General features: G+C 39.8%; 21 protein-coding genes. 15 read left to right on the top strand and 6 right to left on the bottom strand.

The genetic code is table 11. The annotated features are described in order from the left end of the window. Positions 1-180 precede the first annotated feature (180 nt). From HCK02_RS06215 to HCK02_RS06270, 12 genes are all read left to right on the top strand, one after another. The gene (locus HCK02_RS06215) at positions 181-378 is read left to right on the top strand and encodes a PLDc N-terminal domain-containing protein (RefSeq protein WP_167629227.1); all 198 of its coding nucleotides are present in this window, start codon (positions 181-183) and stop codon (positions 376-378) included. Continuing rightward, complete coding sequence (locus tag HCK02_RS06220; protein ID WP_167629228.1) at positions 375-1,280, top strand: ABC transporter ATP-binding protein; 906 nt, start codon at positions 375-377, stop codon at positions 1,278-1,280. The genes HCK02_RS06215 and HCK02_RS06220 overlap by 4 nt, the downstream gene beginning before the upstream one ends. Beyond that, a complete protein-coding gene (locus HCK02_RS06225; RefSeq protein ID WP_167629229.1) occupies positions 1,277-2,065 on the top strand; it encodes an ABC transporter permease subunit in 789 nt (262 codons plus the stop codon). The genes HCK02_RS06220 and HCK02_RS06225 overlap by 4 nt, the downstream gene beginning before the upstream one ends. A 38-nt stretch (positions 2,066-2,103) precedes the next feature. Continuing rightward, entirely contained in the window at positions 2,104-3,468 is a 1,365-nt protein-coding gene (fumC, locus tag HCK02_RS06230) for a class II fumarate hydratase (RefSeq protein ID WP_167629230.1), read from the top strand. 118 nt (positions 3,469-3,586) lie between these two features. Further along, complete coding sequence (locus HCK02_RS06235; protein ID WP_167629231.1) at positions 3,587-4,720, top strand: DUF445 domain-containing protein; 1,134 nt, start codon at positions 3,587-3,589, stop codon at positions 4,718-4,720. A gap of 71 nt (positions 4,721-4,791) precedes the next feature. Beyond that, the gene (locus HCK02_RS06240) at positions 4,792-5,142 is read left to right on the top strand and encodes a YlbF/YmcA family competence regulator (RefSeq protein ID WP_167629232.1); all 351 of its coding nucleotides are present in this window, start codon (positions 4,792-4,794) and stop codon (positions 5,140-5,142) included. A gap of 280 nt (positions 5,143-5,422) precedes the next feature. Continuing rightward, positions 5,423-6,652 carry a metallophosphoesterase family protein gene (locus HCK02_RS06245; RefSeq protein WP_167629233.1) on the top strand — a complete coding sequence of 410 codons (1,230 nt, stop codon included), beginning with the start codon at positions 5,423-5,425 and terminating at the stop codon, positions 6,650-6,652. Continuing rightward, complete coding sequence (locus HCK02_RS06250; protein ID WP_167629234.1) at positions 6,649-9,351, top strand: ATP-binding protein; 2,703 nt, start codon at positions 6,649-6,651, stop codon at positions 9,349-9,351. The genes HCK02_RS06245 and HCK02_RS06250 overlap by 4 nt, the downstream gene beginning before the upstream one ends. Before the next feature lie 38 nt (positions 9,352-9,389). Next, the gene (yhaM, locus tag HCK02_RS06255; protein WP_115753097.1) at positions 9,390-10,337 is read left to right on the top strand and encodes a 3'-5' exoribonuclease YhaM; all 948 of its coding nucleotides are present in this window, start codon (positions 9,390-9,392) and stop codon (positions 10,335-10,337) included. A 164-nt stretch (positions 10,338-10,501) separates the two neighbouring features. Next, positions 10,502-11,815 (top strand): xylose isomerase, encoded by a 1,314-nt coding sequence (gene xylA, locus HCK02_RS06260; protein ID WP_167629235.1) that lies wholly within the window; start codon positions 10,502-10,504, stop codon positions 11,813-11,815. Positions 11,816-11,831: 16 nt separating this feature from the next. Then, positions 11,832-13,328, top strand: coding sequence for a xylulokinase (gene xylB / locus HCK02_RS06265; protein WP_167629236.1), 1,497 nt, complete (start codon positions 11,832-11,834; stop codon positions 13,326-13,328). Between the two features lie 115 nt (positions 13,329-13,443). Beyond that, positions 13,444-13,893 (top strand): VOC family protein, encoded by a 450-nt coding sequence (locus tag HCK02_RS06270; protein WP_167629237.1) that lies wholly within the window; start codon positions 13,444-13,446, stop codon positions 13,891-13,893. Positions 13,894-13,987: 94 nt separating this feature from the next. On the opposite strand, the gene HCK02_RS06275 is transcribed toward HCK02_RS06270, so the two are convergent. From HCK02_RS06275 to HCK02_RS06290, 4 genes are all read right to left on the bottom strand, one after another. Then, positions 13,988-14,860 carry a peptidylprolyl isomerase gene (locus HCK02_RS06275; RefSeq protein ID WP_167629258.1) on the bottom strand — a complete coding sequence of 291 codons (873 nt, stop codon included), beginning with the start codon at positions 14,858-14,860 and terminating at the stop codon, positions 13,988-13,990. 135 nt (positions 14,861-14,995) lie between these two features. After that, positions 14,996-15,535, bottom strand: a complete 540-nt coding sequence (locus tag HCK02_RS06280) for a DUF3267 domain-containing protein (RefSeq protein WP_167629238.1) — start codon at positions 15,533-15,535, stop codon at positions 14,996-14,998. Between the two features lie 172 nt (positions 15,536-15,707). After that, a complete protein-coding gene (locus HCK02_RS06285) occupies positions 15,708-16,070 on the bottom strand; it encodes a YtxH domain-containing protein (RefSeq protein WP_115753082.1) in 363 nt (120 codons plus the stop codon). Between the two features lie 68 nt (positions 16,071-16,138). Beyond that, positions 16,139-16,561, bottom strand: a complete 423-nt coding sequence (locus tag HCK02_RS06290; RefSeq protein WP_167629239.1) for an HIT family protein — start codon at positions 16,559-16,561, stop codon at positions 16,139-16,141. A gap of 163 nt (positions 16,562-16,724) precedes the next feature. Between HCK02_RS06290 and HCK02_RS06295 the strand changes: the two genes are divergently transcribed. Beyond that, positions 16,725-17,474, top strand: a complete 750-nt coding sequence (locus HCK02_RS06295; RefSeq protein WP_115753081.1) for an ABC transporter ATP-binding protein — start codon at positions 16,725-16,727, stop codon at positions 17,472-17,474. Further along, complete coding sequence (locus HCK02_RS06300; protein WP_167629240.1) at positions 17,461-18,681, top strand: ABC transporter permease; 1,221 nt, start codon at positions 17,461-17,463, stop codon at positions 18,679-18,681. The genes HCK02_RS06295 and HCK02_RS06300 overlap by 14 nt, the downstream gene beginning before the upstream one ends. Before the next feature lie 81 nt (positions 18,682-18,762). Here HCK02_RS06300 and HCK02_RS06305 read toward each other — a convergent pair whose 3' ends face one another. Together HCK02_RS06305 and HCK02_RS06310 are read right to left on the bottom strand one after the other, a co-directional pair. After that, positions 18,763-19,140, bottom strand: a complete 378-nt coding sequence (locus HCK02_RS06305; protein WP_167629241.1) for a hypothetical protein — start codon at positions 19,138-19,140, stop codon at positions 18,763-18,765. After that, complete coding sequence (locus HCK02_RS06310) at positions 19,137-20,591, bottom strand: helix-turn-helix domain-containing protein (protein ID WP_167629242.1); 1,455 nt, start codon at positions 20,589-20,591, stop codon at positions 19,137-19,139. The genes HCK02_RS06305 and HCK02_RS06310 overlap by 4 nt, the downstream gene beginning before the upstream one ends. A 204-nt stretch (positions 20,592-20,795) precedes the next feature. Between HCK02_RS06310 and HCK02_RS06315 the strand changes: the two genes are divergently transcribed. Further along, positions 20,796-21,506 (top strand): Crp/Fnr family transcriptional regulator, encoded by a 711-nt coding sequence (locus HCK02_RS06315; RefSeq protein ID WP_167629243.1) that lies wholly within the window; start codon positions 20,796-20,798, stop codon positions 21,504-21,506. Positions 21,507-21,657: the final 151 nt, after the last annotated feature.

Consider the following 21,657-nt stretch of genomic DNA (forward strand, 5'->3'; position numbering starts at 1 on the left):
TTTATGTATGTTCTATCACAAGTATATCTAAAAAAAGACTGTAAACAAAGTTTTTCACTACTTTGTCTACAGTCTGGCACGTGACGAGGAGTCACGTGCTTTTTTTGCCATCAGCAGTTGACGGCTAGAAACTTCCTGTTATACAATAAATATAACAGGAAGTTGAGGGAGGAACTGTAGATGGAAATTGCTGGGATTGATTTAACGTTATTGCTACCGATTTTTATTTTATATTTAATTTTGCTCGTTACTGCACTTGTTGATCTTATTCGCCACTGGCAGGTAAGGAAAGCGCCGGTTGTTTGGCTTGTTGTGATTCTTGTTGTCAGCTCGTTTGGTCCGATTGCTTACTTTATTTTTGGAAGGAAGGAACTATGACAACTCTTAAAATTCATCAATTATCAAAACAATTTGAAAGCAAAAAAGCGGTTGTGGATGTGTCATTTTCTGTCCAAGATGGGGAATGCCTAGCATTAATTGGCCCGAATGGCGCTGGGAAAACAACGCTAATCAATATGCTCGTGCAAATTTTAAAACCGGATCAAGGGACGATTTTGCTGGATGGGGAAAAAATGAGCGGAGCGCGTGAGAAAATAGGATTCTTGCCGCAGTATCCGGCTTTTTATGGTTTTATGACGGCGGTTGAGACGCTTCGGTTTATGGGAAGGCTTTCCAAAATGAGCGGAAAAGAGCTTGAGATGCGTATTGATGAGGTGCTCCGACAAGTGGGGCTAAGCGAAGAAGGCAAGAAAAGGGTAAGTGGCTTTTCAGGGGGAATGCGGCAACGGTTAGGGATCGCCCAAGCCATTTTGCATAAGCCTAAACTGCTGGTTCTTGATGAGCCGGTTTCTGCTCTTGATCCCATCGGTAGGCGAGAAGTGATCACGCTCATTGAGGAACTGAAAAAGGAGACGACTATTCTTTTTTCGACGCATATTTTGCAAGACGCTGAGGAGATTTGTGACCATATTACGATGATGAGCCGCGGTGAAATCGTGCTCGACAAGCCACTTTCTGAGATCAAAAGGGAAGCGAGTACGTCTGTTTTTGAAGTGGAGTTCGCTCGTTTCCCGGAACAGTGGTTTGAAGAAATAAGAAAAAGTGATCGCTGGATTCGGGCAGAGCGGATTGGAACGATTTGCCGCTTTGAGGCGAAGGATCGCCGTATTGACGGAGAATGGCTGTTTAATGAGGCAGGAAACGCGGGATTAGAAATTCAACGATTTGAGAATATCCACGAAAGTCTGGAACAAATTTTCATGAAGAAGGTGAGCGAATGAAAGCACTGCTAGCAAAGGAATGGCTTGAGAAAAAGCGGAATTTGAAGTGGATTTGGTTGCCGGTTGTTTTTGCTATTCTTGGTTTGACACAGCCGCTCATGGTGAAATTTTTACCGGAAATTTTGAAAGCTGTTGGTGGAATTGAAAATCCAGATGCGCTGTTACAAATGATGGGGACGCAAACTTCGGCAAGCATTCTCGGACAAACTTTAGCTTCCCAGTTTGATCAATTGGGCGTTATCATTTTTGCGGTTGCTACGATGGGCTGCATTTCGGCAGACCGAACGAGTGGCATGCTTGCTTTCATGATGACAAAGCCTCTGCAGGTTTCAAGCTATTTGAACGCGAAATGGATCAGTGAAGGGCTAACGGCTTTCTGCGCGCTTTTGATTGGCTATTTGTTTTCCGTTTATTATACGGTCGCATTGTTCGGAAAAATGGAATGGGAACGTATTATTATAGCTTTTTTTGTTTATTTTATTTGGTTTGTATTTTTAGTAGGGCTGCTCATTTTATGCAGTGCAAGTTTTAGTAGTGGGGCCGCTTCAGCAAGTATTACTGTGGTTGTTGCTATTTTGCTTACGAGTGTCACGGCGGTGGGGACAAAATGGCAAATGCTAAATCCGGCTTATTTAAGTCAAAATGCGGTCGCTTTTCTTGTAGATGGAAAAGGTCTCGAGCACTTTGTTGTTTCGTTACTTTGGACGCTTGGGCTGATTGTGCTGCTTTATTTTGCGGCTTTTTGGGTGATGAAGAAAAAACCACTTCAAACTGAAAATCATTGAAAAAACATGCTATACTGGATGAAAAAGGAGTGTGGCATGTGGAAAGAATCGAAAAAGATACGTTTGGTGAAATTTCTGTAGACGCTTCTAAGTTTTGGGGCGCGCAAACGGAACGAAGCTTACGAAATTTTAAAATTGGTGCGGATAAAATGCCGCTTGAGATTATTGATGCATTTGCGTTTTTAAAAAAGGCTTGTGCGACGGTAAATATTTCGGTGGGAAAGCTTTCTGAGGCAAAAGGTAAGGCGATTAAGCAAGCTTGTGATGAGATTTTGAGTGGGAAGCTCGACGAACATTTTCCGTTAGTGGTTTATCAAACGGGAAGCGGGACGCAAACGAATATGAATGTGAATGAAGTCGTGGCGTATGTTGCGAGTGAAAAAAGTGGACAAAAGATCCATCCAAATGACGATGTGAACATGTCGCAAAGTTCGAATGACACGTTTCCAACAGCGATGCACATTGCGGCTTATCAAAGAATCCAGCAAGAGCTTCTTCCAGAACTCGACAAGTTTGAACGCGTTTTGAAAGAGAAAAAGGAAGCTTTTATGGATGTTGTGAAAATTGGTCGGACTCACCTTCAAGATGCAACACCGCTCACGCTTGGTCAAGAAATCAGTGGCTACGAAGCGATGATCCGTCGAGCGAAGCGCTTTATTGAAGAGAGCAGCAAGGAGCTACTTCCGCTTGCAATTGGCGGAACGGCAGTTGGAACGGGTGTTAACGCACCAACTGGTTTTGGTGATGGGGTGGCGCGCGAACTTGCGAAGCTCACAGGGGCACCGTTTGTTTCGGATGAAAATAAATTTTTTGCGCTTTCGAGCCACAGTCCGCTTAGTTTTGTTCATGGGGCACTGCGAAGTTTGGCGGCAGATTTGATGAAAATCGCGAATGATATTCGCTTTCTTGCTAGTGGACCGCGAAGTGGGATTGGCGAAATTTCGATTCCTGCTAATGAACCAGGTAGTTCGATTATGCCGGGAAAAGTTAATCCAACGCAATGTGAAGCGCTAACGATGGTCGCGGCGCAAGTGATGGGGAACGACACGACGATTGAAGTGGCAAGCAGCCAAGGAAATCTTGAATTGAATGTGTATAAGCCTGTGATTATTTTTAATTTCTTGCAGTCGGTGAAATTGCTCAGTGATGGGATGCGTTCGTTCCGGATGCACACTTTGGATGGGCTTCAAGCTAATGAGCAGGCGATCAAAGAGAAACTTGAAAACTCGTTGATGCTTGTTACGGCGCTAAATCCGCATATTGGTTATGAGAAGGCGGCACAAATTGCTAAGGCTGCTCATGAAAACGGAACGACATTACGAGCGGAAGCTGTGAAATCGGGCTTTTTAACGGCGGAAGAATTTGATGAGTGGGTTGACCCGCTAAAAATGACGAATCTATGAACCAAGAATTTTTTCTTGGTTTTTTTGTGTCATACTTTAGAATGAATTTTCGGCGTAGGCGTTGTCGTTTCCCTGCTTGGTAGCTTATAATGATAACACTTGAAAAGGTGGTGCAGGCGTGAATATTTGGATTTCAATACTGGTCATGATGGTGATTGGCGGTTTTATTGGGATGATGACGAATTTTATTGCAATTCGGATGCTTTTTAGACCATATAAAGCGATTTTTTTAGGGAAGTGGCGGTTGCCTTTTACACCAGGACTTATTCCTAAACGGCGCGATGAGTTAGCGCAGAAAATTGGACAGGTTGTAACAGAACATTTGCTGACAGGCGACATGATTCAAAAGAAGCTACAAGATGAACAGCTACGTGATGGCTTAACTGAGACGGCGCAGGAATTTTTTAAGGAGAAGATGGCGCTGGAAACAACCCCCACTGAGCTCGCGGAATTTGCTGGGTTTCAAAATGGCAAGGAGCGCTTGGTGGACTGGGTTTCAAATAAAGCGGTAAGTGAAACGGAACGATTTTTAAATGAAAAGGAAACAACCAAGCTTGAAAAACTAGTTCCGGATGCGGCAAATGCCTTTTTGATGAAAAATCTGGCGGGCTTGTCTGAGATGGGAATTGCGCGTGCGACGGATTATTTGCAAAGTGACACTGGGAAAAAGCAAATCCATTTGATGCTTGAAACTTTTTTTGAAGAGCATGGCAAAATGGGAAGCTTCGCTAAGATGTTTTTAAATGTGGATGCATTAACGGAAAAGGCACAGCGAGAACTGGAAAAGCTATTAAAGCGCCCTGAAATGAAAGAAACACTTGAAAATTTACTGGTTACGGAGTATCAAGCATTACTTGGGAGAGATTTAGGCGAACTGGTCTCATCTGAGAAAAAAGAAGCTTTTTTGCGGCAAGTTGGGCATGAAGCGCGGTGTTTTCTAGAAAATGAAAAATGGTTGAATCGACCTGTCCAAGAGAATTTAGCGAAATATGAAGAGCAAATTACGCGGCACCTTATTCCGTATATTGTGGAGCGCTTGCTTGCGTTTGCCTCAAGTCATAGCGCCGATTTGTTTAACCGCTTAGAAATTGCTGCGCTAATCGAATCCCAGATTGCCACTTTTTCACTTCATGAGATGGAGCAAATCGTCATCAGTGTTTCCGGAAAAGAACTCAAAATGATTACTTATTTAGGTGGAATTCTTGGTGGTGTGATAGGGATTGTGCAAGGTGTTCTGGCGTTATGGATCTAAAGGTAGCATCTGCGCCGTAGTTTTGTTATAGTTAGAGAAGAATAAATTTTAACTTGTGGAGGATTTTATTAATGAGCGAAAATATTTATGATTTAGCGCACGGATTAGAACGTGGAATTCGCGAAACAGACGAATTTAAAAGCCTAGAAGAAGCTTATAAAAAAGTAACAGAAGATGCAGAAGCAAAGGAAAAGTTTGATCGTTTTCGTGAGATTCAAATCACAATTCAAGAAAAACAAATGACAGGCCAAGATATTGATGATGAAACGGTTGATCGTGCGCAAAAAGTTGCGGAGGAAGTTCAACAAAATGAACTGATTCTTGGCTTGATGGAAAAAGAACAAGGCATGAGCACAATTATTAATGATTTGAATCGCATTATCATGATGCCACTTCAATCATTGTACGAAGTGAAAGAATAGAAGATGAAGATACTCGCTTATGGGCGGGTATCTTTTTTCGTTAAAGGGCTGAAAGTCAAAAAGAAAGCATGGAATGAGCTCAGAAAAAATGGAATGAAATTCGTTGTAAATAAGTTTAAATGCCTTCGTTATGAGAATAAGTTACGGAGGTTTTTTTATTTTAGAAGTAGAAATTAAATAGTAAAAGAAGCTTAAAGCAAAACACTAGATCAAGCTTGCGAAATGCAAGGCAGCTCGTTATAATAGGAACATATATTCGTTTTTGTAGGGAGGCTCTAAAATGGCAAAGGTACGATTTTTACATATCGCAGATTTACACTTGGATAGTCCCTTTACTGGACTTAGTGCGCTTTCAGATGTGGTTTACAAGGAACTAAAGGATGCTGCTCATGAGTCGTTAGTGCGGATTGTCACACGAGCAATAGCGGAGCAAGTAGATTTTGTTTTGATTGCTGGTGACGTTTATGACAAAGAAGATCGGAGTATTAAAGCGCAAGTTCAATTTTATAAAGAAATGAAACGGCTGCAAGATGCTGAAATTGACGTTTTTTTAATTCACGGGAATCACGATTTTCTTGAAAAAGATCGAGATGTTTTAGAGCTTCCAGAAAATGTCTTTACTTTCGGAGAGACTGTCCAGTGTGTGCCTTGGAAGGGAAAGTTTGGCCAAACGGTTAACCTTTATGGGTTTAGTTACACGGAACGCCATGTACGTGAAAAGCGCTTAAATGAATTCCAAAAACAAGGCGAAGCGGATTTTCATATTGCGCTGTTACATGGCTCTGAAGAAACAAAGTCGAGTGAACATGATGTGTATGCCCCGTTTAGTTTGAGTGAATTGAAACAAAAAGGATTCGATTACTGGGCACTTGGTCATATTCATAAAAGAGAAATTCTCTCGGAACACCCTGGCGTTTATTACCCGGGAAATATTCAAGGCCGAAGCCGGAAAGAAACAGGCGCGAAAGGCGGAACGATTGTTGAACTTTCTCCAAGAGGTGCTTCATTTGAATTTTTTGAAACGGCACCAGTGATTTGGGGGAAACTGCAAATCGAACTTGATGGGAAAGTGGATCAAACTAAGCTTTTCCGGAAATTAGAGCAAGCTTTACAAGATTACCGTAATGGGAGCCAGTCTTATATTTTAGATCTAGAAGTTTTAGTAGAAAACCCAGATGGAGTCAATACTACGGACTGGTTGCAAATGTTTGAAGATGAAGTGTCTGCGGCGCCATTCGTATGGGTAAATACGCTGAAATTTCGTCCGAAGCAGTCCGAACAAAATGAGGACTGGCAACAAGATCTTTTGTTAGCTGATGAATTAAAACAATCGATTCAAGAATTGCAGGAAGAAGAAAACTTTTTTGAGGCGATTGAATCACTTTATTTACATGCAGGCGTGCGCCAGTATTTGACTGAACTGGATGAGGACAAGCAAAAACAACTTCTTTCAGATGCGCTTGTCAAGTTAAATGAAACCTATAGAGAAATAGAGGATGGTAAAAAATGAAGATCATCTCAGTAGAAATAGTTGGGTTTGGAAAATGGGAGAATACGACATTTGACGATTTTGGCGATTTCCAGATGATTTATGGCGAAAATGAAGCGGGCAAATCGACTATTATGGCATTTATTCATAGCATTTTATTTGGGTTTCCAGCTAAGCAAAGCTCTTATTTGCGGATGGAGCCGAAAAATAAAGGGGCTTACGGCGGGAAGCTGACATTAACCGAGACGAAATTTGGGACGGTTGTGATTGAGCGCTTGCGCGGGAAATCAGCTGGTGATGTGACCGTTCATATGGAAGATGGGTCGCGACACGGCGAAGAGAAGCTGAATGAGATTTTAAATGGAATGGATCGTCGTACGTATGAAGCGATTTTTTCTTTTAATATTCATGGTTTGCAACAAATTGGTCAAATGAAACAAGAAGAGTTTGAAAAATATTTGCTTGCAACGGGAACGGCTGGATCCGATCGTTTGCTTTTGATGAATGAGTCGCTTAAGAAGCAACTGGATGAGTTATTTAAACCTGGCGGGAAAAAACCTGTGATCAATCAAGCTGTAGAGGCGGTGAAGAAGAGTCGGGATGCTTATCTAGATTCGAAGGAACAAAATGAAAAGTATGCTGGGCTTGTTTCGAAAATGGAACGTTTGAAACAGCAAGAAGCTGAGCGAGCTGGGAATAGGCGTGCGCTTCAAATTGAATTAGCGAATTTGGAGCGGTTAAAAGAAAAATGGCCGATTTATTCAGAAAAAGAAGTTTTGGCGGAACAGATTTCACAGCAAATGGAGTTTCCACCGGATGGCTTGGCTCGTTTTGATCAATTGGAAACGCGTTTTAATGAGCGGAATCACGAGCAGATGCAACTTGAGGAACGCAAAAAAGCGCTAGCTGAACGGAATTTGGTGGAGAATGAACTGGATGCTGGTCTGGCGGGAGCTATTCAAGAGCTTTTGGAGAGCTTTCGGGTCTATCAAGATCGTGCGCAGCAGCTAAAGGAGCAAGAAACAGAAAGTGAAATCCTGACAAGGCAAATAGGGATCGATTTTTCGCGGAAGCCTTTGGATGCAAACTTTGATGAGGAAATTGCGCAAATTAGTTTAGCGGAGCGTGATTTGGAACGAGGCGAGCAGGAAAATAGGTTTGTGCTTGAAGCGGAACAGAAAGAAGAAAAGCGCATCCAGCAAGAAGTAGATGAACTGGAAGGACTTTTGTGGACAAGTGAAAAGATGCAAGAGAAGGAAGCTGGACTGAAGAAAGAGAAGAAACAACCGCCTTATTTACTTGGCGGTGCTGTCATTTTATTGATTCTTGGCATTTCTTTGGCTCTTTTTATTCCCGGATTTTTAGGATACGTTTTACTTGTGATGGCGCTTGTGCTATTTTTGGCGGGCTTTTTTAAGAAAACTGAAAATACGGATGAAGTGGCTCGGATTGAACTCGAAGAACAAAGGCGTTACCGAACAAAATGGAAAGAGTTGCTTGGAAAGCTTGATGAAGTTTTGATGCGGATTGCTTTGCTTGAGGAAACGAAAGCGAAGTTAGATCAGGAAAGAGAGAGCGTTGAGCTGGAAAAAGCCAAGCTTTATGAGTCACTTGATTTGAAGCAAGGCGTTTCATTCGATGCGGATATGGCGTTTGTAAAGGAAAGCTACACGAAGTGGTTGCGGCTTCAAGATTTGGAGGAAAGAAGGAATGCGGGGCACGCTTTCTTGAAAGAGTGGGAAGAGCAGTTGCAGCAGTTTCCGGTAGAAGGGGATTCGCCTGAGGAGAAAGTGGCAAGCTTGCGGCATAAGCTTCGAGTTTATCGCGAAAATGCGGCGAGTGCGGCGAAAAATGAAGAAAAAATGGAGCAACTGGACGGACAACTGGATCTTGCCAAGCGTGATTTAAGAAAAATGCGTGAGGAGATGGATGCTTTGCTGGCTGCGGCGCAAGCGAATTCTGAGCTCGAGTTTCGGGAACTTGGGTTGCGCGATAAGGAGCTCAGGGCGGCAAGGGAACGCTTTACTTTGCTTTCGGCACAACTGCCAGAAACGCTTGATTTTTCGGCTTTCTCGGACTTTGAGGCGCTTAAAGAAGCGGAACTTAAACGCAAGGAGGAGCTTATGGCTATGGACGAGGCGCAAGCTGAATTTGAACGCGTGCGAGCTGAGACACGGCATGAAATCGCGCTCCTTGAAGAAGGCGGAACTTTTTCATATCTGACACAGGAATATTATCTGAAGCGTGGCCGAGTTCGGGAGCTTGCGGATGAATGGATGACTTTAAAGCTTGCAGAGGAGCTCACAAACCGAACCGTTGCTCATTTGCAAGAAACGAAATTCCCGAAAGCGCTTGAACTCGCAACGTTTTATTTTGGAAAATTAACGGGCGGTCGCTATACAAAGGTCTCGTTCAATGATGCGAAACGAATTGAAGTGAAACGATCTGACTTCGTTGTTTTTAAACCGGAAGAATTGAGTCAGGCGACAAAAGAACAACTTTATTTGGCGATTCGGCTAGCCTTGATTGAAATCATCGCAGAAGATTTTCCACTCCCCATTTTGATTGATGATGGTTTTGTGAATTTTGATGCGGAGCGGCTCGATTTATTGATGCAGCTTTTAAAATATCGTAAAGATGAAAATCAAGTCATTTTCTTCTCGTGTCATAAGGAAACTAGCAAATATTTTTCCGATAATCGGGTACTCGTGCTATACTAGGGTTAAAGTATTTTCAAGCAGAGAAGGCAGGCGATAAAATGGATAAAAAATTGTTGCTCCACGATGTTGGTGAGAGTGTAGATTTATTCTTGTTGATTAAATCAAGTACAAAGGGAATTGCTAGTAACGGGAAGCCTTTCTTGACGCTCATGCTGCAAGATAAATCTGGCGAAATTGAAGCAAAGTTGTGGGATGTCTCTGAAGAGGATGAGTCAGCTTATGCGGCGGAACAAATTGTACACATTGCTGGCGAAATTCAAAATTATCGTGGGAGAAAGCAACTTAAAATTCGGCAGATTCGCCTTGCAACACCACTTGATAATGTGAGTGCCGCAGATTTGATGGAAACGGCTCCGCTCGACAAGGAAAAGATTGCGGATGAAATTACGCAATACATTTTTGAAATGAAAAATGCGAACTTGCAACGGATTACGCGTTCGCTAATTAAAAAATATCAAGATGCGTTTTATGAATATCCGGCAGCAATGCGACATCATCACGAGTTTGTCTCTGGATTAAGTTTTCACGTGGTTTCGATGCTGAGGCTGGCGAAAGCTATTTCGGATCAGTATCCAAGTGTCAATCGAGATTTGCTGTATGCAGGAGTGATTTTGCATGACCTTGGCAAGGTGATCGAACTTTCTGGCCCGGTTTCAACTTCTTATACGCTCGAAGGGAATTTGATTGGGCATATTTCGATTGTTGTCGAAGAAGTCAGCAAGATGGCGGAAGAGCTGAAAATCGAAGGAGAAGAAGTTGTCGTATTGAAGCACGTCCTTCTTGCTCACCATGGTAAAGGAGAATGGGGCAGTCCGAAGCCACCACTCGTTCGTGAAGCTGAGATTTTACACCAAATTGATTTGATGGACGCGACGATGAACATGATGGATAAGGCGCTTCGCCATACGAAGCCAGGTGAGTTTTCGGAACGGATTTTTGGTCTTGAAAATCGCTCGTTCTACCGCCCAAATTTTGATGCTGAATAATGAAATGGAAATGCGTGGATACTTTGGTATCTGCGTATTTTTTTTGCAGCACGATGGAAGCGCTTTACAAAATAACCGGAAACGTGTATGATAATAAAGTAAATAAGTTAGTTTGTTAAACCAACCAACTAAAAAGAATTGATTTTAAAGGAGGATGTGGGCACATGAGTTATTTTCCACAAATAGAAAAAATCCAATTTGAAGGGAAAGAAACACGAAATCCATTTGCATTTCGTCATTATAATGCATCCGAAGTCGTTTTAGGGAAAACTATGAAGGAACATCTTCGGTTTGCGGTGGCTTACTGGCATACGATGACTCAAGATGGGAGCGACCCATTTGGAATGGCAATAAACGAACGTTCTTGGTTTGGCAAGTCGGAAATGGAAACCGCAAAAAATCGCGTTGAAGCTTTCTTTGAGATTCTTGAAAAATTAGGGGTTGAGTACTTCTGTTTTCATGATGTCGATATTGCGCCAGCGGGCAATTCGCTTGAAGAGTTTATGGCGAACCTTGACGAAATCACGGATTTAATTAAAGTGAAAATGGATGAAACGGGCATCAAATTGTTGTGGAACACAGCTAATATGTTTTCGCATCCACGTTTTAATAATGGTGCGGGATCGACTAATGATCCAGAGGTTTATGCGTATGCGGCAGCTCAAGTGAAAAAAGGACTGGATATTTCGAAAAAATTAAATGGGCAAAATTATGTCTTTTGGGGCGGTCGTGAAGGTTATGAAACGCTTTTAAATACGGATATGAAATTTGAACAAGACAATATCGCACGTCTTTTCAAGATGGTCATCGCGTATGCTGAAAAGATCGGTCACAAGCCGCAATTTTTAATTGAACCAAAACCAAAAGAGCCTTCGAAGCACCAGTATGACTTTGATGCGGCGACAACGATGGCGTTTATCAAAACTTACGGGCTTGAAGGCGACTTTAAATTAAATTTAGAAGCCAACCACGCGACGCTTGCGGGGCACACATTTGAGCATGAATTGCGTGTTGCACGTGAATACGAAGCTCTTGGTTCAATTGATGCCAATCAAGGCGATTTGTTACTTGGATGGGATACGGATGAATTTCCAACGAATGTCCTTGATGTGACACTTGCAATGTATGAAATTTTGGAAAATGGTGGGATCGCACCTGGTGGCATTAATTTTGATGCGAAAGTAAGACGTTCTTCGTTTGAAATGGAAGATTTGTTACTCGCTCATATCGCGGGAATGGATACTTTTGCTCGTGGGCTCAAGGCGGCGGCAAAATTACAAACGGATGGTTTTCTTAAAGAGGTCACCGCGAATCGTTATGAGAAGTGGAGAGAGTCGGAAATCGGGAAGGCGATTCTTTCGGATAAGGAAGATTTGGAATCTTTAACGCGTTATGCGTATGAACATGGGGATGGGATTCAGTTGAAATCAAGCCATATCGAACACGTGAAATCGCGTTTGAATGATTACTTGGTTTAGGAAAGGAAGTTGACGGATGGGATATGTGCTGGGGATTGATCTTGGAACGAGTTCGCTAAAAGGGATTGTTATGAATAAGCTTGGGGATGTTGTTGCGGAAGCATCTAGCGCATATGAGATAGATTCACGGGCGCCGGGTTTTTCGGAGCAGCAGCCGGAATACTGGAAGAAGGCTTGTGAGGCTGTGCTCGCGCAGCTTAGTGCGGAAGCGCCAAACTTTGGAACGGAACTTGAGGCGATCAGCTTTTCTGGCCAGATGCATTCACTTGTCGTGCTAGATGAGGCGCTTACTCCCGTTTATCCGGCAATTTTATGGAATGACGTACGAACCACAAAGCAGTGCCAAGAGATTACGGAGCGCTTCGGTAAACAAATTCTTGAAATTACCAAAAACAGGGTTCTTGAAGGATTTACACTTCCTAAGATCTTATGGTTGCAAGAAAATGAGGCAGAGACTTGGAACAAAGTTCGCCATATTATGCTACCGAAGGATTATTTGGCTTTTGTTTTGACGGGCGAACTGCACACGGAATATTCGGATGCTGCGGGGACGCTTCTGTTCGATGTCGAGAAAGCGGAATGGTCCGAGGAAATCTTGAACGAATTTGGAATTGATCGGGACTTTTTGCCACCAGTTGGTTCGTCGCTTGAGCAAGTCGGCATCGTGAAGGAAAGCTATAGAGAGCGCTTTGGCTTGAGGCAGGCTGTGAAGGTTTATGCTGGTGGGGCAGACAATGCTTGTGCGGCTTTCGGAGCGGGACTTGTAAATGATGAAGCAGCGCTCGTTTCACTTGGGACCAGTGGCGTTTTTAGCTCGTTTGAGCAAGGGCTATCAAATTATCAAGGGAAACTCCACTTTTTCAACCATGTGCTTCCAGAAGCCAATTATTCCATGGGTGTGACGCTTGCGGCCGGAAGTTCGCTAAACTGGTTTAAAAAGGCATTTGGAAAAGGAAAGTCATTCGAGGAACTGCTTCGTGATGTTCGACTCGTGGCGCCGGGTAGTGAAGGCTTACTTTTTACACCTTACATTGTAGGGGAGCGCACGCCTCATTTTGACTCAGGAATTCGGGGAAGTTTTATTGGAATTGATACAAGGCATGAACTGAAACATTTTGCGCGAGCTGTTCTTGAAGGAATCACTTTCAGTTTGAAGGATTCGCAAGTTTTGATGGAACAAGCTAAAAATAAGCGGTTTCAACGGATTATTAGTGTTGGCGGCGGAGCAAAAAATTCGGACTGGATGCAGATTCAAGCGGATGTGTTTAATGCGGAAATGGTGCGGCTTGAAGTGGAACAAGGTCCCGGGGTTGGTGCGTGCATGATTGCTGCTCTTGGTTGTGGCTGGTTTGATTCGCCTGAAACGTGTCGGGAAGTTTTTGTCCATTATAAGGAAGAAAAATTTATACCAAATCCAGAAAATGTGGCTCGCTATGCTCAATTCTATTCGATTTATCGTGAAATTTATCCGGCGACAAAAGAGTTATCTCATGAACTTTTGGATGTGTTATAAGTTTTTGAAGCAATCAGTGGTTGTATCGCTGATTGCTTTTTTGATGAGCGGGTAAAGATAAAAATACATTCGTACGATGTTAGAAATCTAATGATAAGGAAATGAGGGGTTTTAGATGGCGAAGTTATATCCGTATTTAAGTTACGCTAATGCGAAGGAGGCTTTGGCTTATTATGAAGAGGTATTTGGTGCAACGAAGATTATGCGTGTACCTGTTGGAGAAGAGCAGGCAGATGCTTTCGGTATAGAGAAGGAGCATCTCGAAGATACGACGATTCATGCAAGTTTCACTATCCTTGGAGCAGAGTTGTTTTGCTCGGATAATTTTAAAGGAGATCTCGTTAGGGGCAATCAAATTTGGCTGATGTTAGATGTGAATAGTGAAGATGAGGAAGCTGTTCGAAAGGCCGACATGTTTTTTGAACGCGTTCAAGATTCAGGAACTGTAAATGTAACAATGCCTTATGTTGAACAATTCTGGGGTGGGAAAATGGGGCAATTTATCGATCAGTATGGCATTGGTTGGATGCTCCACTCGCAACCTTATTCGAAATTACCGAACTGAACTTACAGAAATAAGTAGTAAAGAAGATAGTTTTATCATTTCAGGCGTCAAAAAAGCACCAGCTCACTTGAGCTGATGCTTTTTTCAGTTATACTTATTTACTTTTAGAGCTGTTGCTTGAAGTATATTGACTGAAAGCATCTTTCAAGTCTTTATCTTCAACTTTAATGCCAGCATCTTTATAAACTTTCTTCAATGCTTTTTGCATGTTTTCTTGCGTTACTTGTGAAGCGATATAAGCCTTTTTCACAGCTTTTTTATCTTGTTCGAATGTTGTTTTCTTAGCAGGTTTTACCATTTCAATAATGTGGTAACCATATTGAGATTTGACTGGAGCACTGATGTCACCTTTTTTCTTAAGCGCATAAGCAGCTTTTTCGAAAGATTCATCCATTTTTCCAGGACCAAAAGCAGGAAGTAAACCACCATCAGATTTTGTGCTTGTATCTGTTGAATATTCCTTAGCTAGATCTTCAAATTTCGCGCCATCTTTAAGTTTCTTTTCAACTTCTTTAGCTGTATCTTCTTTTTCAACTAAGATATGACGAACTGTGATATCTGGTTGCCAAGTTTTGTAATAAGCTTTAAGTTTTTTGTCAGTTACTTTGACATTATCTTCGGTAGCTTTTTCAACAAGCATGTTGTACTTGATGTTTTCTTTAAAGCTATCCTCTGTTAAACCACTTTGCGCAAGAACACTAGCGAATTGATCACCATATTGATCTTTATACGTTTTAACCTTTGCATTCACTTCTTTATCGGTAACCTTGTATTTTTTATCAAGGACCTTTTCAAAAGTAAGTTGTTGAACCGTTTGGCTGCCATACTTATCTTTCATTGCATCGTATAATTCGTCTTTTGTGACATTGCCATCGTCTGTTTTAACAACATCTCCGCCACTTCCGCACGCTGTAAGTCCAACAACTGCAAGCGCAGAAACGATTCCAAGCGCTGCTTTCTTTTTAATATTCATTTAAAAAATACACACTCCTTAAGTTGATCGAATAAATTCTCTGTATCCAAGTAATATCATACCACAAATTATTGAAAAAATGACCAGAAAACAAAAATCTAATAGTTTTTTAATTTTCTTCCCATCTAATTAATCAGAAATTAAAACCGAATAACCACGTTTCGCTTCCTCGATATAACACCTTTTCGGTAAGTTGCGTAGATTGCTCGCGAGTATAAAAGCTGGATAGCTCATTCCAAAATGAACCGCCATTAAAATTAGGAAAACAGGTGAATTCCAAATAGGAACCATCATCATCCAAAAAATCAGTAGCAATAAAATAACAAAAAAAGGGAAAAGCAAGGAAAATAGGTAGTTCTTTTTTGGCATGATATTTTGCACTTTGATTTGAATACATGGCAGTATATAAAATCGACGAACGAGTTGAATACGGATGCTCGATCGATATTTAAAAGAAGCTAAGATATAAAGTACTTTATGAAGCGGATAAATAAAAAGTAGTGCTAGAAATGAGATTCCATTATATTCCGGAGAAAAATCTCCTGGAACAAAAAAATTGTGAACAAGAAATAAAAGGCAAAGCATGAAAAACCAGCTTAATACCCCTTTTAGAATCATGCGGTGATAGGTATCACGGCGCACTGTGTTCACAGATTTCAAACAACGCATTACTTCGTTCCCCCAATAATGTTCAAGATTGTATAAGTATTGTAGTCCCTATAGCTAGTGATTTCAACCCTTTTTGGAAAATTTTTTCTGTTGAATAAAAATAGTTTACAGAAAGGGAACAAAAATATAAAAATACCTAGTTTCTATGGAGATCAGAAACTAGGTCATGGCCTTACTTATTATCTTTTTTTAACGTCTTTTCAAGATCGGCAATGGTCCGCTGCATATCTTTGATTTCATCTTTCAAGCGTTTTTTCTCGGGTTCCATTTCTTCGTTCCACTTGGAAACAGAATCCATAATATCACTTGAAACATCTTTGATTAAAGTAGAACCTTCAGTTCCGAGCACTTGAATGGACTGTAACAGTTCGTTAGCATTATATGCCAATTCTTTTAAGACAACAGAAGCCTCACCTGATTTTTCAACAATATCAGATCGAAGTTCTCGACCAGATTTTGGTGCAAACAAGATGGAAGTCACAGCTCCTGCAGCTGCACCGATAACTGCACCTAAAAATAGCGATTTTTTATTCATCATGACCAGCTCCTTCAATTAATAACCAACTTTTATTTAAGTAAGGAAAACGAACGACAGCTTAAAAATTAGCTAAGCTGTTCACGTATTGCCACTGCACGCTCTTTAAATTCCTCATCATTATAAGTACCTGAGTTATCTTTCCAAATCAATCCAAAATCATCTTTTTTCGAATAGCGTGGAATAAGATGAACATGACAATGAAAAACCGTTTGAGAAGCGATTTCTTCATTATTATTCAAAATATTCATCCCCTCAAGTGGAAAAGCTGCTTTTAAAGCATTAGCAATTTTTGGAATACGACGGAAAAGTTCCGCAGCGGTTTCAGGCGGCAAATCAAAAATATTACGGACATGTTTTTTGGGGATAACAAGTGTGTGCCCTTTAGTAACTTGACTTAAATCAAGAAAAGCCAACACTTGATCATCTTCATAAACTTTCTCAGAAGGAATTTCTCCTCGAACAATCTTACAGAAAATACAATCATCCACAAGGAACGCCACCTTTCTTTTCATTCAGAATCCTCTATTCTTAATTTACCATAAAAAAAACGGAAAAGCATGTAATAGAGATAAATAATTATGAGAAGTTTATGCTTAAATATGCTATTATTAAACTAGTCCAATCACAAATAAAAAAGGAGGCTGTAATAGAATGCCTTTACTAGAAGTAGAACATCTGACAGGCGGCTACACCAAGCGACCAGTCTTAAAAGATATTTCTTTTGAAATCGATGAAAAACAAATCATTGGCCTTATTGGTTTAAATGGTGCGGGAAAAAGTACAACGATTAAACATATTACGGGACTTATGCAGCCCAAGGAAGGACATATCCGAATTAATGGGCATGAACTAACCGATGATGTTGAAGCGTACCGGTCGCAATTTTCCTATATTCCGGAGACGCCAATTCTTTATGAAGAATTAACACTTTATGAGCATCTCGAACTGACTGCAATGGCTTATGGTCTTTCTAAGGAAGAGTTTGAGTCAAGAATGATGCCACTTCTAAAAGAATTTCGGCTTGAGAAAAAACTAAACTGGTTCCCAGCTCATTTTTCAAAAGGAATGAAACAAAAAGTGATGATCATGTCTGCTTTTTTAGTGGAACCCAAACTTTATATTATTGACGAACCTTTTGTCGGACTTGATCCACTAGGAATTCAATCGCTTCTCGGTTGGATTCGAGAAATGCGCGATAAGGGCTCAAGCATTTTGATGTCGACTCATATTCTCGCGACAGCAGAAAAATATTGCGATGCGTTCATCATTTTGCATCAAGGAGAAATCAGAGCGCGTGGAACGCTCGAAGAACTTCAAGCTCAATTCGGGATGGACGGAGCATCTCTTGATGAGATTTATATCCAGTTGACGAAAGAAGAAGCTGAAGATGAAGAAATTTGATAGTGTTGAGCTCTTCAAAAAGCGATTCAGTTCTTATACCGACGAATTAAATAAATATCTCCGTTATATGTTCAATGATCACTTGCTTTTTGTATTGATTATCGGTATAGGCGCTGGCATATTTTATTATGCCGATTGGGTAAAGCATATCGAGCCGAGCTTTCCAGCTATTCCGCTAATGGTAGTTTTATTAACAGCTTCACTTTGTTTTGCTTCTATGGTAACGCTTTTGAAGCGTCCAGATACAGTTTACTTAACCGTTAAAGAAACCGAGATGCTTCGCTATTTTGAACGGGCAAAGCGAGTAACAATCATTTTACAAAGTTATTTATTTGCGATTGTCTTACTTGTTGCAATGCCAATGTATACTGCCGTTACGGGGTATCACTATAGCCGCTTTATCGGGCTTGTTATACTGCTATTTCTCCTTAAAGCATGGAATGTCTATGTTGGGTTTGAAACTGCGAAATTAGACAATAATGATAGTACTTGGTTGTTTTTCCGAGTTTTTGTTACCGCATTAATGGTTTACTTGTTGCTTGCCTTTTCGTTTTGGTGGACGATTCCGCTTGTCCTTATTGTGCTATTTGTTTCGTACTATTTGATTCGTGGGCAAGCTAAAGGAAAAGTACTGCGGTTTGAATATCTTGTAGATAAAGAAGAAGCCAGAATGAACCGCTTTTATCGCTTAGTGAACTTGTTTACAGATGTTCCGCATTTAAAGGGAACTGTGCGAAGAAGAAGCTATCTCGACTTTCTTTACAAACCGATTCCTTATGCAAAAAGAAAAACCTTTGCTTACTTGTTTAGCCGTACCTTCGTGCGAACCAATGAGTACATCGGTTTATATGCCCGACTAACAGTGGTTGCACTCATTTTGTTGATTTTTGTTCAAGGATTCTACTTAAACATTATTTTTTCATTGCTGTTTATTTATTTAACAGGTTTTCAGTTCATCCCAATGTTACGACATTTTGATGGACAAATGATGTTAAGACTTTATCCGATTCAAGATGCCGTCAGAAATCGGAGTTTCATCCATTTCATCCGAATCTTACTTGTTTTTCAAGCGTTGCTGTTTGGTATCGTTGGAATTGCACAAAACGGTTCGATTGGTGGATTAGCAATTCTCGGGATTAACTTTATCTTTGTTATCGCATTTTCATTTTTGTATATTCCATTTCGGGTCAAAAAGATTTATCAATAATATCAATAAAAAACTATTAAAGAAGACGCTGATAGATTTGAAAAATTAATCTACCAGCGTCTTTTGTTTGAAAAATGGAATTTACAAACCACCGTAAGAAACTCCAAATAAAATGGTTCCACTGATGCTTTTCAGAAATAGTCCAAGTTCTGTAGTGTCTTTTAAAGGTGCAGGTTCTATCCGCGATTCTTTAATGGCATATAACTCATATTCGAGTTGATTGAGACTTTTCTTTTTTGAACTTTTGGTTTTCTTTTTTTCAGGAACGTAAACATGTTGTTTTTCCGAAATTTTGTCAGCATCTGCACCATATTCAAGAGTCGCAGAATTAGATTTGATGGTAATTGGTTCTTCTCTTTGAGTCATTTTCTTATACTGATCATGAACTTGGTCAGCTAAAAGAAAAGTAGAACTGCTACCAATTAGAATAAACCCCAGTAATAAATAGGTCTTTTTCAATTTACTTCACTACTCCTTCGAATTTTAACAAGCAAATCACCTAGAAGCTGCCAGTCTGCATGTGATGGCGGCTCTTTCCATACAACTGTCTCACATTGTAAGTTAGGCATCAAGAAGTCTGAAATAAATAGTTGCGTATCTTCAGTCAGAGTACGTTGAACGATGATATTCATTGACTTAAAACGCAAAACATTGTTCTTGATGTACTCCGAATAGTTTACTCCTCGTGAAAAATCAATGCAGATATAAATTTTTGAACTGATTTCTCCAATTGGAAAGGAGGTGATAAACACGAACAGGTAGTCATACATCAGTGCAATTCTATTGATCAAATCCATACTCTTAATGTGCTTTTCAAAGTACTCAGTCAGGAATTGGTAATATTCAGGATAGACCTCTGAAAAATAAGTCAGTTGGTTTTCAGAGATGAAAGAATTAACTGGGGTAGGAAAAATTTCCCATTTCAGGTTAATTCGGTAAATTTCCATCTCAGTTTTTATAAAATAGTGATCTTCAAATTGGACTTGATATTTATCGTTAAAAAAAGAATTGAATCGATTCATTAGTTGTTTAGTATTTTTGGTAACATTTTTTAAGTTTACATGTGAGAGCTCTGGCGGAAGCACGTCCGTCATTTTTTCGGCATAAAAGAATAATTTCACATAATTAATTTCATGAAGACGAATTTCTTCAGGTAGATCAAACAGATTGAAAAATTTACTGATAGTTTCATCGTGAGTAGTTTCTGAAACAGTTTGCTCTTTTGAAAAAATAAATTCGACTAATGGAGCTTCAGCTTTGATGCGGAAAAAATTTACAAACAAGAAAAAGAAAAGTTTTAAACGTTGTGTAATTGGCAGATTAGAAGATAATTCAGTTGTTAGATTTAAGAAGAATTGTTTTGATGCATCATCCATACGTTCAGAAAGAGGCTCTTTTATACCGTGATAAAAATTGTAGTAAATATTGTATAAAAGATTACGAATGGTGATCTCATCCCCAATTAAAATTCCGCCTTTTATTGTCAAATTAAAAGAAGGCAAAATTTGAATCAATTCTTGTTGTACATTATAGGCCTTTGTTTTACTGATATAAAAGTTATCGGCAAAGGTATAAATGCTCGTTGGTTGGATCATGAGCTCTTGTAGTAAAAGAAAAAGGTAAGAATTTTCTAGATAAGCGAGCTTGAGATATGAAATGTCTTTTTCTGTTAAATCAGGACAGTAAATGAAATGTTTATTTTCTATCTTTATTTGTAATTTTGCTGTCTCTGGTTGTTCTTGAAAGTCTTCGTTAATTTCATCAATTAGTTTCTGTAGCTTGAAGTTTGAGATGGATAAAAAGTCCATAATCTTTTGTGAAGGGAGATATTCCGCATGATGTTGTTCTAGAAACCTCAACAGATACGTTTTTTGCTGTGCTGAGTGATCCAAAAACTGATAGATATTCACAAGCATTCCTCCTGAATAACTAGTCATAACTGCTTTGACTGTTTATGGTTTACAGGTCCATTTTTTTTAATTTTTTTCGAAAAAAAATGAACTGCTTTTTTCGAATCTGTCTTGTATGATTTGCAATAGAGATAGTTAATTTTTTTATGTTGTAGTTTCTATCATCTGGCAAATGTAAAAAATTAGAATAAAGGATGGATGGAAATGAATTTTTTAGAGTTTCAAAATTTTGTTGAAACGGATGACTTGCTTGTGTCGCATATAAGGAAGCATTTTTCGTCACCACTACAAAAAGCTAGCAAAGGAGGTAGAATTTATTGTAATCATGGGAAGGTTCTTCTTATCAAGAAAGGCACCTTAGCACTTCGATATAATAATAGGCATCGAGATGTCATTTGTCAATTATACAGTAAAGATGCTTTTGTATATTCGACAATTTTAGATGATGAACAATTTTATCTAGAAGCACTGGAGAATACGGAATACATGGAATTTTCACTTGATGAATTTTCGCTTCAGCTTGACCAAGATCAACTTTTTTCTCACTTTCTTGCAGCCATTTTATCGAATGAAGAACAAGCGATGAAAAATAGATTGGTATTGGAAACCGAAAAGCTTGAAAATCGAATTTTTTATGTCATCGAAATGATCTTCGAAAATTTATATGGATTCAAAATGCAAGATGCTAAGGAGTCGTATTACGCTCTTCCAGCATGGCTAAAAATTAAGACACTAGCTAGTTTTGCTAATGCAAGTGTAGTCGCCGTATCACGAAACTTACAGGGATTTTCAAAAAAAGATCTTATTGAAACAAAAACAACTATTTGGAAGGTTAACATAAAAAAGTGGCTTGAGGAAAGCCCTTTTAGCAATTCGACACAAAATCGTCAAAAAATGAAAAAAATCATAAACTAGTTGTGCTTTTTCACCTCTTTTATGAATTAGTTTACTTTGGCATACTAGAAGTTGGCGGGTAGATAGCTTGAATTTTTGTGTAATGCCGCCAATGCATAAAAAGCGACCTTAAGAAATCTCATATATTTTATTGGTTTTATTTTGGAGAGGA

Origin of the sequence: Listeria valentina, assembly GCF_011800755.1 — a bacterium.
GTDB lineage: Bacteria > Bacillota > Bacilli > Lactobacillales > Listeriaceae > Listeria > Listeria valentina.